Here is a 17135-nt window from a genome sequence, read left to right as displayed (position 1 = left end):
AACACCCTAAACAGAACACCCCCGCAACCAAAAACAAGACAAACACACAATCACAGTAAACAAATCACCCACAACACAACTTATCCACAGACTCAAACCAGACTCAGCCAAGACTCACCATGGAGTCACCACGCAACACCCCAGCAAGCACCCAAAAACAACGTCGGTATCACGTCGGTATCGTAGCTGCATCACGGAGGTGCGGATATGAGGCAGAAACAGGGACCTTTCGGAAAGGTGAAGGCAGAGGCCGATGGGGGGGGGGACGCTGCGTTCGCCAAAGGTGCCGGGCGCAAGTTGCACACCGCACACGGCAATCCGGCCAATGCGTCAAAGGGGCCAATGCGTCGCCCCCGAATGGCAAGGGAAATGAGGGCCGAACGCACATCTAGGCCCGTTGATTGCCGCAAGAAAAGCGCACGCCGGGTGGCACGTCCTGGACAAGCCAGACAGCACACCATTCGGATGCAATTTGACACTTTTCTAAATCGTGCCCAGGGGGATGAACCAAACCACCGACACGAGGGTTTTCAATCACTCTGCAAAAACCGCTGCCAACCTCACCGCGCATTTTTATTCCCACAACATAAATATACGACCGGCCAGCGTTCCAGGTGCCCCCATTCCGCTGGTTTTTTCCAGCCCACACAACCCCGCCGTCAGTATCCGGAACGCAATAAATCATGGCGGACAAACCAAGGAACAAAAACCAAAGCCATCTACAGACCACAGGCCAACCGTCCGCTAGATAGTCTCGAAAGGGCAGAAAAGCCAAAAAGCCACCAAACTGAGAGACTCCAAATCAGAAGCGTAGGTATCGCCAAATGCGCTTCCCACTATACTTTGGTGCGCACCTAAGCCTTCAGCAACACCGCCATACTGGCTCCACATCAGTAGGAGGCTGAAATGTGCTACATACTCAAATGTCTCGCGGTAAGCTTCGCCGCTAGCGGCGTGGTCGACCTGCCGCAGGCCCTGGCTGAGGGCACCCCAAAAGAGCGCTACAAAGAGGCCATGGCATCCCTTGCGGACGCGCCGAAAGAGGCTATCAGCACCCTGCAGTTAATTTGCACCACCGGCTATGCGCGGGCCTGTGATCGGCTGGGTTACTTTAGTTTCAAAGGGATCGAAATTGACCAAGACACCGCGCAGGCCATCTCTTACTATAGCCAGGCCGTTCAGCTGGGACAAAGCAAGTCCCTTGTGTCTTTGGGCAAAGTGCAGCTTTCTTCACATAACTACGAGGCTGCGCAGCGGAGCCTGTTAGCCGCCTCTGCGCAAGGCCTCCAGAAAGGCGACGCGGTTCTTGCCTGGGCCCATGCGACGGGCCGGCTGGGGCCCCTGTCCGATCCCCGCTTGGGATTTCCAGCATTGGTCGGCTTGGCAACGGCAGGTAGCCGTGATGGGCAAATGCTGCTGCTGGACGCTTTAACGCGGGATCTCTCGCAACGGGTTGATGTGACCGACACTCTGGACCAGCTCCACACGCGTCACGCGGATGGCGACGCCAAAGCGGCAGAAGCCTTGCTGAAGTACTATCGGGTTGTTGGACATGCGCGTGGCACGCTCGCCGCTCGTGACAGGCTTCTGCAAACCGAAGGATTGCGCGCCAAAATCCAAGTCGAAGAAGGGTTGTATTTGGCAAGAGATCAAAATCCAGCGCAGTTCTGGCTTGCGTCAGAAGAGATCGTGCGCGCGGCGCCAAATGATGTGTTTGCACGCGGGTTGGCTGTGGCGGCCAAGATCAACAAAAACGCTTATGTGCGGATCGTGCAAATGGAACTGCGTGAACTTGGGTATGCCGTTGGACAAACAAGCCCTTATATGAACCGCCCTTTGATCCGGTCCATCAATGCCTTTTGCCGCGATGCTGGCCAGGAAAGAGCATGCCTCTATGGACCTTTAAAATCAAAAACCATCAAAGCCGTCGCGAGAGAACTGGCGCAGGTTCGCACTGAATTGTAACCCCGTCGCAGACACACTCAAATGGGCGCATTCCGCGCCCGTTTTGCGTTTTAAGGCTGGCGCATTTGATCCGGGAACACACGATCAAATTCAGCCTGCAAGAGGAGGAGATGTTCATCCCAGTGGTCTTCAGGCGCGTTTTGCACCGCTTGCAACGCGCTCCAGAGGTCCATCCACCCCAATACGGCGGCAGACCCGGACAAACGGTGCGCTTCTTCTCGGTCCGCTTCCGTCAACGGATCAGTAACCTGCTTCCCGGTCAGGAGTTGTGAGATCTCGCCCTGGGTTTCCCGCACGGCTTCGGTGTAACGCTCGAGACCAAACTGCTTGAGAAATTCTGGAGCGTCCTGCGTCGTATCGGTGAATTCCGCCCCACTGTCTCGCACACCAAACACGTCAGCCAGAGCGCCTTGGATCGCGGCCCGCCGTACCGGCTTGAGGATCAACGTCTGAAAGTCTTGTGCCAGAATGGCCTCATGATCCTTTGGAGCCGCATGTGCCGTGACCGCCACGGCCGGCGTCGCGACATTTGGTGAGGCGCCCTTTCTGATGCGTTTCAGCGTTTCCAACCCGTCGATGCCCGGCATGCTGATATCCAAAAGCAAAACATCAAAATCCGCAGCCTCACATATCGCAATGGCCTCAAATCCGTTGCTGGTCTCCTGTGTCACTCCCCCTAGGTCGCGCACAATGTCTGTGAGGATTTCGCGGTTGATGTCGTTGTCATCCACCACCAAAGCCCGAAAACCAGCAGGCAAATCCGGTAAGGAATGCGCGGATGAATGCGTTTGAAGGTCCGCCACATCCGTCGTGAGTGGCAGCGGCAAACGGAACGTGAACAGGCTGCCTTCGCCCAACAAGCTGTCGGCCTCCAGTTCCCCGCCGTTGCGCTCAATCAGGCGTTTGGTGATCGCCAACCCAAGGCCGGTGCCTGAGTTCTCCCGATCAAAGGCCGTGTCGATCGTGACAAACTCTTCAAAAATTCGGCTGAGGTTTTCTGGCGCGATGCCCACCCCGGTGTCCGCCACACGAAACTCTACCACATCGCCCGAGGCAAGACGTTCTATTTCAATCGAGACACGGCCATCACGCGTGAACTTCAACGCGTTGCCAACCAAGTTCACCAAGCAGCGCTGCAAGGAACTGCGATCCCCGTTCACGGTTTGCAGATCCTCCGTCAGGAAGTCTACAGAAAGCGCGTTTGCGTGCTTGGAAGCGTTGCTTTGCAGGCTGTTCACCACGTCTTGAACCAAATCCTTGAGATTAAAGGGCGCGTGTTTCGGGGCCTCGGCCTCAGACGTCAGAGCGGACAAATCCAGCACATCGTTCACATGAGACAACAGCAACTCACCGGAAATGCCAATCGACGCCAGGTGCCGCTTTTGCGCGTCACTCAGGTTTGATTGATCCATCAATTCCAACGACCCCAATATGCCGTTCAGCGGTGTGCGCATTTCATGGCTCATGACGGTCAGCAGGTTGGATTTTGCCTTTTCGCCAACCTGCGCCTTTTCAAGCGCGTCTTTCAGATCCTCTTCGGCCTTCAGCTCCTTGGTGATGTCACGCAGAAAGGACACAAACACAGTCTCACCGCTGGCCTCCGACACCGAGATTGACAGTTCCACCGGGAAGACTTCGCCACCTTTGCGCATCCCTTTCAGGCGCACGCGGCCAGCCCCGATAACCCTGCGCTCACCGGTTTCAACAAACCGCTTTAGCCCAGCGCGGTGCGCCTCCCGCAGCTCTTCCGGCACAATCAGCTCTGCCATATCCGCGCCCAGCGCCTCATCACGCGTGTAGCCAAACACAGTTTCCGCCGCGCCGTTGAATTCCACAACATGGCCCTGCGTATCTGCGACCAGAACCGCATTCAACGATGACGAGACAACAGCTTCAAACCGTGCCCTCGCCTGCTCTCTGTTTTGCGACGCCCGTTGCCCTTGCCGGTACAGTTGGATCAAGCTGGCCAAAGCCAGAAACAACACCGCAATCAGTGCGGTCAAGCCGTAGGCGAGCCGTTGCAGGGTAACCGACAACCGATCGCGGTCTGCGGTTTCCTGCGTTGTGAAATGCTCCACGCCCGCCAGCGCCAAGGCCCGAACCTTTGGCCGCAACCCATCAATCTCAGCCAGTATCTCTGGTAAATGCCCGCGCAGATCATCATCGGCCCCGTCGACAAAGGGGATGCTGCGATCCAAAAACGCCGCGGCGGCGGCGGTGCTGCCCGCAATTGTCGCCTCTTGTGCCAATGGGGCAAAAAAGCTGCTTTGACGGATGGTGGTGATGCGGCTGTAGAAAATATCAAAGCGTTTGCGGACTTCGCCAAGCCCAGCGGTTTCATCCGCCTGCGCTGACAACACTGCGGTTTGCAGCCTGAGCAATTCCACTTCCAACTGGGACATTGTCCAGCTGACGTCATCGTTTTGCGCCGTGGAAAGAACTCTCAAATCCGAGAACACCGTCCGCCCCAGTCCACCAACCAAAAGCAAGCTTGCCAAAAGCAAGCCTGCGAAGAGGACAAATGGCCATCTGCCATTCATAAGAAGGTGCCTGATGCGCGGGATGGTGGCCTCAAATTACTCATTGGCAACCACCTCAATGCGATCGAGCTGCCAGATACTGCGGGAATAATACTCTTCTGTTTTATAAGCGGCGTTGCCTGCGAATGGGTAAACGATCCACAATGGTCCCTTGTCACGCAAGGACATTTTTTCACCGTTGCGCAAATAGGCAATCATCGGGCCATTCTCCACCGCATCAGAAGTCGGGATCGAAACGGTGTAATCGTTCGCAGCTGTGGCCAGTAAATTGCCGTTGCTGGCACCCACATGGGTGAGAAGTGCGGACAAGGATACGCCTTCAAAAACCTGGGTTCCTTCAGTCCAGATGGTGTCTGTCTCAAACTGCACCTTTGGCAGGGCGCGCAGGTCGCTTTCTTCAAATTGCCATTTTGCGCCCGCATCGGTCTCCGAGACATCACCGCTGACCGTCAGCAACGTGTCAGCCATGGCTTGCGAGGCCACCATCGCAGCCAAAATGATGCCAGTCAGAAAGCTTGGCGTGGTGGGGGCGGCGAGCAGTTTCTTGAAACGTTGCATGGGACACTCCGAAAACTAGGTTGGGGTGTCTCTTTGTGGCATGCAGCGGCGAGGCGCGTGTCTGGGCATGAGGCTAGGCAACTAACCTTTGGTATAGTCAGCCTGACCCTTCGCCGGTCAGCGGTCATCTGATGCACCAATAGGTTTTGTGAAAACTATGCGAATTTACCTGAAGTTATCCTGTTGATGCTGTGATCAGCACGCCAGGACACATGGTTTTAAAGGAGTTCGGTATGTCGCAAGATTTACAGCAAAGTCAGGGTGTCACGACTGGTTTACACGCGCAGGGCCTCGTAGGGTCCTCCCAGAACCCAAGAGTAGGACGTCCTGTATCCATGCGTATTTTGTTAGCCGATGACCACGGGATGGTGCGCGAAACCATCTCCGCCTATCTCACCACCGAAGGCCGCGCCGCAGTCGTGGCCGGATCAGATTATTTCGAGGCCATGAAACTTCTGGAACAAAAAGGACCGTTTGATTTGGTGCTGCTGGACTTCAGCATGCCGGGCATGAACGGCTTGCAGGGGCTGACCGACGCGGTTGCCGCCTATCCGGATCAGGCCTTTGCCATTGTCAGCGGCACCGCCCCCAACAAAGTGGCCCAAGATGCGCTGGAAGCCGGGGCCATTGGCTTCTTGCCAAAAACCATGGGCGCCAAATCTTTGGTCAATGCGGTGCGGTTCATGATTGCAGGGGAAACTTTTGTGCCGGCCAGCGTGCTGGCGGCGGGTGGAGAAGCGGAAGAAAGCGATTTTGAGAAGCAGCTGAGCCAACGCGAGAAGCAGGTGCTTTCAGGTCTTTGCAAAGGTCACTCCAACAAGGAAATCGCGCGTGAGCTGGACCTACAGGAAGTGACCATTAAACTGCACGTGCGCACGTTGTGTAAAAAGCTCAACGCAAAAAACCGCACACAGGCGGCTTTAATCGCAAAAGAGGCAGGCTTTGAATAAGCCCGCCTCTGTGTCGTTTCGTTAGAATACAAAGCTATCGTAGAGCAGAGCAAAGTCATCCGCAGTGTCATGCATAATAAGCGTCGTGCTGTTTCCAAACTGTATGGCAACATCATCACCACTGACGCTGACATGGCTGCCAAACCAGGCTGCGTATTCACTCTCATTGCCACCCAGATCCAAGCGGCGCAGGTCCAGACGGTCTCCTTCAGCAACCGAGTAATCCAGAAGATTGTCCTGTGCCCCATCCAGATCGTCGTTGCGGAAAATGAACCTATCCGCGCCAGTGCCACCAGAGGCCACATCGCTGCCTGCCCCCAGATACAAGCGATCCGCAGCCGCGCCGCCATCCAGCGTGTCATTGCCTGATCCACCACTGAGATAGTCTCGATCGGCACCACCAAACAGCACATCATTGCCGCTGTCGCCGCGTAAGCTGTCCCTGCCCTCGCCGCCGATCAACTCATCATTATTGACCCCGCCACGCAGGTTGTCGCTTCCTAGCCCGCCATCCAAAACGTCATCACCGGAACCGCCCGATAGGCTGTCATCGCCTGCGCTACCGGTGAGCACATCATGTCCAGACCCGCCAACCAACTGGTCGACACCATCACCTCCGTCGAGTACATCGTTGCCGCTGCCACCGGTCAGCTCATCGGCGCCTTCACCGCCGGACAAGCTGTCATTGCCAGAGCCGCCTTCAAGCTGATCTTCACCGGAACCGCCAGAGAGATCATCGTCGCCAGAGCCACCGCGCAAGATATCTGCACCGCTGCCTCCTGACAGCACATCGTCTTGCCCACCACCTGACAGCGTATCGTCACCAGCGCTGCCAAAGAGCATGTCAGACCCCGATCCCCCGCTCAGAACGTCAGAAGCCTCGCCGCCGTCCAATGTGTCATGCCCTGCAGAGCCTTCCAGCGTGTCGCTGCCTTCACCGCCAAGCAAAAAGTCATCGTTTTCCGGCAAGGGGTTGCCAAATTGGTCGTGGCGCAGGCCATCACTGTCATAGTGAGACACAATGGTGCTGTTGCCATCCGCCCCAGCGCCGCCGTGCAGATAATCATCACCATCGCCGCCCATTAGCGTGTCGCCGAGTCCGCCGCCAATCAGGTCATCCTCGCCAATGCCTCCCGCCAAAGTGTCATTGCCGCCATTGCCTTCGATCACGTCGTCATAACTCAATTCTCCTTCGGTGGTCGCAACCAGGCTCAAGTCACGGATCAAGACGGAAGATGAAAGATCAACCTCCACAAACGGACTTTCCGCAGTGGGATCGGCCGCGCCATCGTTGGAGTAAGAACTTGGTGCTTCGGTCAGCAACACCAGACTCGCCTCGCCCGTCGCCGGGTCGATCACCACCTGATAGATGCCACCGCTGTTGCCCGTGGCATTGTTCATATCGTGATCACCGGAGTTGCCACCAACAAACAGATTGCCGTCCGCGTCCATGATCGCCGCCCCAAAAGTCACGGCTGGCACGCCATCTAGCGTGACACCATCCACCACAGTCGAGGTCACAGGCACCAAGGTGAATTCCGGTGACCCGCTGGAGATATCAACAACCAAAAGAATGGTATCGGCCCCTTCAGATGGCGGGCGGGCCACACCGTAGAAGCTTTGGGTATTGGCGTCGAAAGCCACGTCGTACACACGGTGAGTCACAAGTACGCTGGGAAGCTTGTGCACGGTCACCTGCGGGTTTCCATTGGCATCCAGCTGATCGACATCAATCACCGCAATCCGATCCATGCTGGATTGAAACGACCACAGATTGCCCTGGTCATCAAAATCGCCAGTCCAGGACCGATAAGGCGTTTCACCAATCCGGTAGCTGTTGCCTTCTGCATCCAACATAATCAGATCAGACCGCTGAACCGCATTGCCAAGACTGTCCACGCCAGTGCCAACGGCGATGGCATACAGCAAATCGTCCTGCGCATTGTAGCCCATGGAGTTCACGTTCACGGTGCCCGCCGCACCGGCCATCTCATAGGTCTGCGTCTCCACGTCAAACACGTGCAAAGTGCCGTTCAAAACTTGATAGAGATTGGCCTGCCCGTCTGCAAAAGCCGCCACTTCGACGGTTTGCCCGCCAATCTGCATCTCGCGTGCGTAGTGGAAAATTGGGCCGGATGTATCTATCGGAGGACCGGAACTGGGACCATCAATCGAGCGCAAGGTGATCTCGGTTTCGCCACCAATCGCGGTGAAGCTTGTGTCAAAGGCGTTGTAGGCACCACTTTCTGTGGAATACGTCCCTACTATCGCACCGTTGATAAGCACTTCGACGGTGGCGCCGGGCTGTCCCGCTGCGAAGTTTGCCGCCAAGTCAAAAGACAAATTGTAGACACCCCCCGCCTCGGTGGTGATGGTTTGGCTCATCTGTTGATGACCGCCATCCAACGCCGAGACAGTCCAGTTTCCGCTATTGGCATAGTCGGTGAACCCGGTAGCCCCGCCGGTGCCTTCTAAGAGGTTGTCCTGTTCATAGTCGCCGTGAAGCGCATCATTGCCTGCGCCTCCAGTGAGGCTGTCATCCCCCGACAACCCGATGATCAGGTCTGCTGCGCCAGAGCCGTCCAGCAAGTCGGACAGGCCGGTTCCGCTGATAAGGTTTAGGTTGCTTGGGGGCATGTTGTGTCCTCACATTTGACTGAAAAGATTGAGATTTCGACCGATCACCAGCCGATGCCGTTGATCGCGAGATCCTGCGGCGCGGCATCAAACAGGCGCACCACATCCACCACGGGCACATCTTTGTGGCGCTGCACGGCCTCTCGGTAGGTGTCATTGGCATGGCAGACGATCACCACGTCGGCCTCCGCCATGACGGTGTCGACATCTTCGCGCAGCATGTCAGAAAGGCCTTCCGCCAACCTCGCCAAACCCTGGCTGCCGTATTTGGTGTAGCTGGCCAGACCGTCCAGAGGGGTGTCTTTGGTCACGGCCTCATCATGGGCCAGCAGCTCGACCCCTTGTTGTTGCAACGTTGCCATCGCCTCCAGAATAGGACTCTCGCGCAGGTCATCGGTGCCCGGTTTGAAAGCCAGGCCCAGAATGCCCACCCGCTTGGCGCCGGTTTTTTGAACCATCTCCACAGCTTGTTGGATTTGCTCCGTGTTGGACTGTTCCAACGCACCGATCATGGGCAGATCCACTCCCAAAGAGCTGGCCACATGCTGCACCGCGCGCACCTCTTTTGGCAGGCAGGAGCCGCCATAGGCAAAGCCCGGTTTCAGGTAATAGGCCGACAGGTTGAGCTTCTGATCCTGTGTGAAGATGTCCATCACCGCGTGGCTGTCCACCCCCAGAGGTTTGCACAACCGCCCCACTTCATTGGCAAAACAGACCTTGGTGGCGTGCCATACGTTGTCGACATATTTGATGGTCTCGGCGACTTCGATGGTTGTCAGGATCGGCTTGTCATCCACCGGCGCATAGATCCGGCGCATGATCTCTGCTGTGGCGAAATCAGTGGTCCCGATCACGGTTTTGGGCGGGTTGTGGAAATCATCGATCGCCACACCTTCGCGCAGGAACTCCGGGTTGAAGCAGATGCCAAAATCGCGACCCACCACCTTGCCGGACACCGCTTCCAAAATCGGCGCCATGACCTTCATCGTGGTGCCTGGAGGGATGGAGCAGCGCATGGCAAACACATGAAAGCCCTCTTTGTCGCGTAGCCCCTGAGCCATCACATCAGATGCAAGCTTGATGAAGTTGTAGTCACACCCTCCATCTGCGGCTGTTGGTGTTCCCACGGAAACAAAGGTCACATCCGTGTCAATCACCGCCTGGCGCAGATCATCTGTTGCACTGATCAAGCCGCCTTCAACACCGGCAGACAAAATTTCGGTGAGTTGATCTTCGTGGATCGGGCTTTGACCACGGCCAATTTGGTCCACTTTGGTTTGATCCAAATCGACCCCAACCACCCGATGACCCAATGATGCCAGGCAGGCGGTGGAAACCGCGCCGACATAGCCGAGACCAACAACGCTGATGCTGGATTTTTGACGTGGCGTTGGGACGACAATCTCTGCGTCCTGTGGCGAAAACTTACGGTATTCCATAAACTTGTCCTCCTGGTTAAGTTCAGCTTAAGGGAATGTTTTCATCAAATTTTCTGGAAATAGGTCAGCCTGAACGCCCCGAGGGTCAGCCCGCTATCCTTTCGAGAGTCCCTCCTTCTTGAAGCTTCAAAACAACAAAACCTGCATGGAACTCCATGCAGGTTTGTCGCGTCCGCCAAGCGGGGTGGGCTATGATCTGGCGAACGATCCCGAGGGAAGGGATTAAGCCACTTCAGCGCGGTGATAGATGTCTTCGTAGCGAATGATGTCGTCTTCACCGAGGTAGCACCCCGATTGGACTTCAATCAGATGCAGCGGCAGCTTTCCCGGATTTTCCAACCGATGCACAGCGCCCAGTGGAATGTAGATGCTTTCGTTCTCCGTCAGCAGTTTGACGTCTTCATTCACAGTCACTTTTGCGGAACCACTGACCACCACCCAGTGCTCGGCGCGATGCACGTGACTTTGCAGGGACAGCTTGGCGCCTGGCTCCACCATGATGCGCTTCACCTGGAACCGGGGGCCAAGAGACAGGGTTTCGTAGTAGCCCCATGGGCGGTAGCAGCGTTTGAACCCATCGGCTTGCGTGGCCCCTTCGGCCCGAAGCGTTTCCACCACCTGACCGACATTGGCGCTTTCAGAGCGATCAGCGATCAAAATGCCATCATCGGTGGCGATGGCCATTACGTTTTTGAGGCCCAGCCCCACCAGTTTCACATCCGGGTTTTCGGACTTCAGCAAGCTGCCCTCGCAGTCAATTGCCGTGGCATTGCCAGAGGTCACCGTGTCTTGGCTGTCTGGCTCGCCAATATCCTTGAGCGCTTGCCAGCTGCCCAGGTCAGACCAGTCACAGGTCAGTGGCAACGCCGCGCATTCCTGAAGGTTTTCCATGATCGCATGGTCAAAGGAGATATCCGCGCAGCGTTTGTAGGCCTCGGCGTTCAAACGGGTGAACCCGAGATCTTCCCCACCCAGCGCCATCGCCGCCTCCGTAGGGCCAATCAAGTCCGGCGCGTGGGTCTCAAAGGCTTTCAGAACCGTGTCCACACGGAACAGGAACATGCCCGAATTCCACAGCCAGTTGCCTTCCTCCAGCATCGCTGCAGCAGTGTCCGCATCAGGTTTTTCCGCAAACTGAGAGATCATCAAGGCATCATCATTGCCGCCTTCCACACGCAAATATCCAAAGCCCGTCGCAGGGTGATCTGGCTTGATGCCCAAGGTCACGATCATGCCTTTTTGGGCCACCCGTGCCGCCTTCGCGATCACCTGGCGAAAGCTCCGATCGTCAGTAATCTGGTGGTCGCTGGGCACCACAAGCAGCACCTTGTCCGGCGTCTCCTTATGCACCATCGCAGCGGTCAAAACGGCCGGCGCGGTGTTGCGGCCTTCCGGCTCCACAATCAATGCACCACAGGTGGCTTGCATCTCCGTCATCTGTTTCTGCGCGATGAAGCGATAGTCTTCGCCGGTGATCACCGTGGGCTCTGCAAAACCGGGCGCCATCACCCGATCTACGGTGCGTTGAAACAGGCTTGGACCATCGAGCAGATTGGCAAACTGCTTTGGGAAGCTCTTGCGCGACACGGGCCACAGGCGGGTACCGGAACCTCCAGCGAGAATGACGGGCGTAATCATGAAAACATCCTTTCGTTGTGTGTTGAGATCAGCCTAGCTGTGCGAAGGTCGCCGGTTGGGATGTCGGAGGGGTATGCGGATGCGCAAAAGGATAGGTGCGCCTCAAAAGGGCAGCTCGATCAGACCGACATACAGCATCAGCAGGGTGAGAAAGGCGGAGGTTGCGGTGAGCAGCTGGAACTTGGCAAACCCGTTGCGCAGACGGTCGACAAAGCTGGTGCCCTCTCCAGCGCTTTGATTACCGCGATTGGACCATTTCTGTTTGGACAGGTGAAAGGTCATGTAGATCTTCACCGACGCGTTAATCACCTGATTCAGATAAAGAATAAACGGCCAGGTCATATCCGCCCGGCGGCTGTAGCCGATCAAGAAGAGGCACAGCACCACACGGGAAAACAACACCCAGATCAGGCAGTTCCAGAAATATCCGGGCGCGATCATGCTGCCCAGCACGGCCATGATTGGGCTGACCATCATCGTCCACATGGCGAGGCGCTGATCCACCACACACCACCAGATGAAGAAAGGCATCCGACGGGGCCCCAAGGCAATAGCCCGGCTGCCATTGCGCAGCATGTTGCCAGACCAGCGGCGGAAGTTCTGGATCATCCGCATCAGCCCGTTCTCTTTGATCACCTCGATGGTGTAGACCGTGGCGTCCGGCACATAGGTCATCTTCGCGCCCACGCTCAGCAAGCGATACCAAGTCGACTTGTCATCCCCCGACAAGAAGCGGAACCGGCCCCAAAGCCAGTGGTTCAGATGGTCAGCCTCGATGGTGCGGATGAACTTTGGGTCCACGATATGGCGAGCGCGAAACACGCTCATGCGGCCAGTCAATGTGAGAACACGGTTAGACAAGGCGTGGCTCTGCATCGCAAGGCGGCGTTGGGCAAACCGCATGTCGAGCCATTTGGCGATCCACTGCGGCCCGTAACAAATGACCTCTTCATCGGTGGTCAGCGCCTGCAACTCCGGATCATAAGCAAACATCGACAGGGTTTTCTTGAGCACGTCATCGCCAAACAAGGCGTCCCCATCCATAAAGATTACCATGTCTTCGGGATCCGCTGCCGTGCGGCTGATCGCGCGCAGGATCAGGCCAATCGCCATGCGCTTACCTGGTTGGTTTTGGCGTATGAACACCAGTTCGGCGAGATCATCGGGGATGTCTTGCGCGTAGGTCTCAACAAACTCCCGGATGATCATTTCGTCATAAGCGCTGCCGGTGCCGATATAGAGCGTGGTCGGGATACGCTCGCGCCGGATTTGACCCAGTATGGACCCGATCACCCGCTTTGTGATCGACGGTTCCTCGTAGTACGTAGTCATCTGAATATGCAGCCGCTTGGGACGCCAGCCCGCGTCCCAAAGCGCATCCGCCTGTTGGCGCATAGCCGGCCATTTGCAACGGGCGTAGATCATCGCGCGAATGGAGTGGGTGAACCACCAACCAAACCGCCACAGCCCCAGAGTGCCAAGCACCACCGTGATATGGCCTGCGTTGGGATCAAGGAACCGGTTGGGTACATTGGTGAGCAACCAATAAAAGGCCGTAATCACAGCCAAAAGGGTCAGCACATGCGGGAGAGACCAGCGCGCCCAATAGGGTTTGATTGGCGTCTGCAGGTCCCGCAACCGCGCGGTCAGGTCTTTGTCAAAAGCATATTCGGACTCTGGCTCATACATTGGACGGCCACATCGTTTTGACGCGGTCAATCACCCGCTGCGCCCAAGGGCGGCGCACCTCAAGGTTGACCGGCGCATCGCGGCGCAAAGCCACCTTGGTGTCCGCCGCACTCAGATCGCGCGGCGTGACGGTGACGATGATGCCAAACTCACCGGGACGGCGCGGGTCCGCGCCGGCCTGAACATCCGTTACCACGCCCGGCAGCGTCTGTTTTTGCCCTTTAGTGTTGATGCCAATGCTGGCTGGCATGCCGACAAAAATCGTTTCGGCAAAGCGCTCGCTGACCCAGCCTTGCGCCACGCGCGGCGTATCGCCCTCAAACACCACCGCCATATCATCATGGTCATAGGGCTGGCCCTTGCGCACTAGAACTTCATGCACAACGCCATCGGAAGGCGCGCGCACGTGGCTGAGCGAGATAGCCGCCTTGTGCGCATCCCGCGTTGCCCGCAACCCGCGCACCTTGGCCAGTTGCGCGGCCTCCACTTCTTTCAAGCGAGTCACGGCAAACTGAAACGGGTCCAGGGCAATGGCGGCCTGCGGGTTTTTCCCCAACATCGCCTGCCAACGGTCCCACAAAGTGTCAAACCCCCGATCGCCAACAAACCGCGCATAGGCTTGCCCCATTGCCGCCGCCCGCACATCCGCCGCTGCAACCGTATGATAGGCCGTGAGCGCCTCGAGCGTTTCGGTGATCTGAAGCAGTTCGGCTTGTTCCTGTGCCAGTTTCGCCCGCGCCAGGTCCAACTTGCCCTCAGCCTGAGGGTCTTTCAGGCGCACAAGAACCTGCCCAGCGACAACTGCCCCGCCCGGCTCCACGGAAATCGACTTCACATAGCCCTCGCTGGCAGGCAGCTGCTCTGCGATTGGTGCGACCACACGCCCGTGTTGCACGTTGATGCGGGTCACACTGTTGAACACAGACGCACCAAGAACGGTGGCGACGGTCAGGGCGATCACACTGTAGATAAGGACATGCAGAGCCACGCGGATTGGCGTGGGCCAACGCCCCTTGATACTGGCCTCTTTCTCTTCTTCGGTCTCGCTCATCGGGACAAGATCGACCGGCGTGTCCAAGCTGGTGATGACATCCACACTGCTGGCCATCTGGCCAGACAGAAGCGCGCGATAGAACAACGCCAGCGTTTCGCGCTGTCGCCCGCTTAGCCCCTCAAACGCGGCCAGGCTGTCTTCATTCGCTTGGGTGAGCCGCACCGGAAACCGAACGTCCACCCCCTGAAAAGGCACGCTCAATACACCTGTCTGGGGACAGTCCCCAGCCTCTTCTGGCCAGTGCAGCCCTGCAAGTGACCAGGCCTCAATCCGCACGGCCTCTCCTGCTGGCGTTTCAAACGTCAGCGGGGCTTGCACGGTCCAGCTCATGTCAGAGCCGGCGGGTTGATGGCGAATTTTCACAGCGACCTCGTGAGTTGTTCGAGGTCAAACTAAGCTCAAGCGCGCGGAATGAAGACCGCGCGGCTGTATGGAACAGCGATCTAAAGAGAAATCAACTAACCCAAAGGTTAGTGTTTTCTGAAACGGCCCAAAATCAGCCCGCGCATTGGGATAGTGCCCCATCCTTTAGCTGGGGCATCGGCTGCTGGGCACATGACGCCCACCGCTGTCGACCGCTTTCCAGTGTTGAAGCCGCTAAGCAACACAAATGCAGAGGCCCCATCCCAAATATGTGGGACAGGGCCATACTTTGCGATACGCAACACAACTTCAAACGGCACAGAGCTGCTATACGGTACCGCCGAGACTGTCTTCCAGCGCCACCAACTCTTGGCCGCCAGCCATCATGTCCTGCAGTTCATCCGGCGTGATCTGGCCACGTTGCGACGTGCCCAATGTCTGACCGCGATTTAGAACCGTAAAGCGATCTCCTACCGCCAGCGCGTGCCGCACGTTGTGGGTGATAAACACCACTGCCACGCCCTGTTTTCGTACCTTGTCGATGGTCGCCAAAACATTCGCGGTCTGCCGCACGCCAAGGGCCGATGTCGGCTCGTCCAGAATGAGCACTTTGGCCCCGAAGTGGACGGCACGCGCGATTGCCACTGTCTGTCGCTCACCGCCTGACAAAGTGCCAACGGCCTGATCCGGACCGCGCAGGTTGATGCCCATTTTGCGCATCTCATCCATTGTGACCTTGTTGGCGTAGTCGTGATCGAAGAAATTCATCGGTCCAATCTTCTTCACCGGCTCGTTGCCCATGAAGAAGTTTCGGCTCACCGACATCAGCGGGATCATGGCCAGGTGCTGGTGCACCGTCGCAATACCAGCAGAAATCGCATCACGCGGGTCTGCAAAATGCATCTGCTGACCTTCAAACAGGATCTCGCCCTTGGTCGGCTTATGCACACCGGACATGGTTTTAATGAAGGTCGACTTCCCTGCGCCGTTGTCGCCAAGCAGGCAATGACACTCGCCGGGGAAGATATCGACCGAAACACCCGCCAATGCGATCACGCGGCCAAAGTGTTTCTCGATGTTTTTCATCTGGATGATGGGAGCATGTTCAGGGTTCATATCAACGCTCCCCTGTGATGATGCGACGGATGTAGGTGTTCAGGATCACCGCGCCAAGCAGGATCACACCGAGGAACACGCGGAAAAGAGAGCTTTCCACACCGGCGAAGAACAGACCTTGCTGCACCACACCGAAGATCAACGCACCCAGCGCGGCCCCAATGACCGAACCGTAGCCACCAGTCAGCAACGCACCACCAATAACCACGGCGATGATGGCTTCAAACTCCTTGAGCAAACCACGGTCCGCGCCGGCGGAGCCAAACTCCATGACCTGACACACAGCAAACACGGTCGCGCAGAAGGCGGTGAACATGAACATCAGGATTTTGACTTTGTTCACAGGCACACCGGAGTTCCGCGCTGCCTCGGCATCGCCGCCAGCGGCATAGATCCAGTTACCGAACTTGGTTTTGGTAAGAATGATATGCCCGACAATCACCAATGCGATCGCCCAGACAATCAGCATTGGCAGACCTTCAACCACTGGCTGCCCTTTGCGGGTGCCGCGCTCGAACACCGCGATGATACCGTTGTCGCCCATCCACTGGAAAAATCCTGTGAAAATTTTGCCACCAAAGACCGGCGCCAGCCAATCGCCCTCGGCAACATCGCTCACACCGCCAATGATGGTTTTGCGCTCGATGGTCTGCGGCAGGTAGATCGCAAAACCGCGTAGGATAAACAGGAACGCCAAGGTCACGATAAAACTCGGCAGTCCCGTGCGCACCACAATGAACCCGTTCAACGCGCCAATCGACACTGCAATCACAAAGGTGACAATAATCGCGAGCCAGACCGGCCAGCCAAGTGTCACGCTGAAAATCGCAATCAACATGCCCGCGAAACCAATCATCGAGCCGACCGAGAGATCAAACTCCCCTGCGATCATCAACAGGCAGGCCCCCACCGCAATAATCATGAATTGCGCCGAGATCTGGCTCCAGTTCATGATGCCCTGGCTGTTGAACATGCCACTGTCAAAAGCGAACAGTAGGAAAAAAGTGAACACGGCGATGGTGCCGACAATCCCGCCCAGCTCAGGGCGGATCAACGCATTGCGGAAACTAGAGATTTCCTTAACGCGCTCGTCGGAATTGGCCGTGGGTTGCGTCGCGCTTGTCATGCGACATCTCCCATTTGGTCTGAATTGTAGGATTTGCAGTACAGAGTGCGAGGGGCGCCA

11 protein-coding genes are annotated in these 17135 nt (G+C 57.0%); 2 read left to right on the top strand and 9 right to left on the bottom strand.

The window, feature by feature from the left end:
- The first annotated feature begins 906 nt into the window (after nt 1–906).
- The gene (locus Q0955_RS19635; RefSeq protein ID WP_299428176.1) at nt 907–1965 is read left to right on the top strand and encodes a hypothetical protein; all 1059 of its coding nucleotides are present in this window, start codon (nt 907–909) and stop codon (nt 1963–1965) included.
- Nucleotides 1966–2015: 50 nt separating this feature from the next.
- Here the strand turns inward: Q0955_RS19635 and Q0955_RS19630 are convergent, their stop codons facing one another.
- Both Q0955_RS19630 and Q0955_RS19625 read right to left on the bottom strand, forming a co-directional pair.
- Nucleotides 2016–4505 carry a PAS domain-containing hybrid sensor histidine kinase/response regulator gene (locus Q0955_RS19630; protein ID WP_299428173.1) on the bottom strand — a complete coding sequence of 830 codons (2490 nt, stop codon included), beginning with the start codon at nt 4503–4505 and terminating at the stop codon, nt 2016–2018.
- A 36-nt stretch (nt 4506–4541) separates the two neighbouring features.
- Entirely contained in the window at nt 4542–5063 is a 522-nt protein-coding gene (locus Q0955_RS19625) for a molybdopterin-dependent oxidoreductase (RefSeq protein WP_299428170.1), read from the bottom strand.
- Between the two features lie 335 nt (nt 5064–5398).
- Here Q0955_RS19625 and Q0955_RS19620 point away from each other — a divergent pair, with 335 nt between their 5' ends.
- Nucleotides 5399–6013 carry a response regulator transcription factor gene (locus tag Q0955_RS19620; RefSeq protein ID WP_299428167.1) on the top strand — a complete coding sequence of 205 codons (615 nt, stop codon included), beginning with the start codon at nt 5399–5401 and terminating at the stop codon, nt 6011–6013.
- A 21-nt stretch (nt 6014–6034) separates the two neighbouring features.
- On the opposite strand, the gene Q0955_RS19615 is transcribed toward Q0955_RS19620, so the two are convergent.
- The 7 genes from Q0955_RS19615 to Q0955_RS19585 form a co-directional block, all read right to left on the bottom strand.
- Complete coding sequence (locus tag Q0955_RS19615; protein ID WP_299428164.1) at nt 6035–8650, bottom strand: type I secretion protein; 2616 nt, start codon at nt 8648–8650, stop codon at nt 6035–6037.
- Nucleotides 8651–8694: 44 nt separating this feature from the next.
- Nucleotides 8695–10089 carry a nucleotide sugar dehydrogenase gene (locus Q0955_RS19610; RefSeq protein ID WP_299428161.1) on the bottom strand — a complete coding sequence of 465 codons (1395 nt, stop codon included), beginning with the start codon at nt 10087–10089 and terminating at the stop codon, nt 8695–8697.
- 222 nt (nt 10090–10311) lie between these two features.
- A complete protein-coding gene (locus tag Q0955_RS19605) occupies nt 10312–11727 on the bottom strand; it encodes a mannose-1-phosphate guanylyltransferase/mannose-6-phosphate isomerase (RefSeq protein WP_299428158.1) in 1416 nt (471 codons plus the stop codon).
- A gap of 102 nt (nt 11728–11829) precedes the next feature.
- A complete protein-coding gene (locus Q0955_RS19600; protein ID WP_299428155.1) occupies nt 11830–13416 on the bottom strand; it encodes a glycosyltransferase in 1587 nt (528 codons plus the stop codon).
- Nucleotides 13409–14800 carry an HlyD family efflux transporter periplasmic adaptor subunit gene (locus tag Q0955_RS19595; protein WP_299428152.1) on the bottom strand — a complete coding sequence of 464 codons (1392 nt, stop codon included), beginning with the start codon at nt 14798–14800 and terminating at the stop codon, nt 13409–13411. The genes Q0955_RS19600 and Q0955_RS19595 overlap by 8 nt, the downstream gene beginning before the upstream one ends.
- A gap of 360 nt (nt 14801–15160) precedes the next feature.
- Entirely contained in the window at nt 15161–15949 is a 789-nt protein-coding gene (locus Q0955_RS19590) for an ATP-binding cassette domain-containing protein (protein ID WP_294118842.1), read from the bottom strand.
- A gap of 1 nt (nt 15950) precedes the next feature.
- Entirely contained in the window at nt 15951–17075 is a 1125-nt protein-coding gene (locus Q0955_RS19585; RefSeq protein ID WP_299428149.1) for an ABC transporter permease, read from the bottom strand.
- Between the last annotated feature and the right edge of the window lie 60 nt (nt 17076–17135).

The organism is uncultured Shimia sp., assembly GCF_947493595.1.
Classification (GTDB): domain Bacteria; phylum Pseudomonadota; class Alphaproteobacteria; order Rhodobacterales; family Rhodobacteraceae; genus Shimia.
This window is presented reverse-complemented; position numbering and strand designations above follow the sequence as displayed.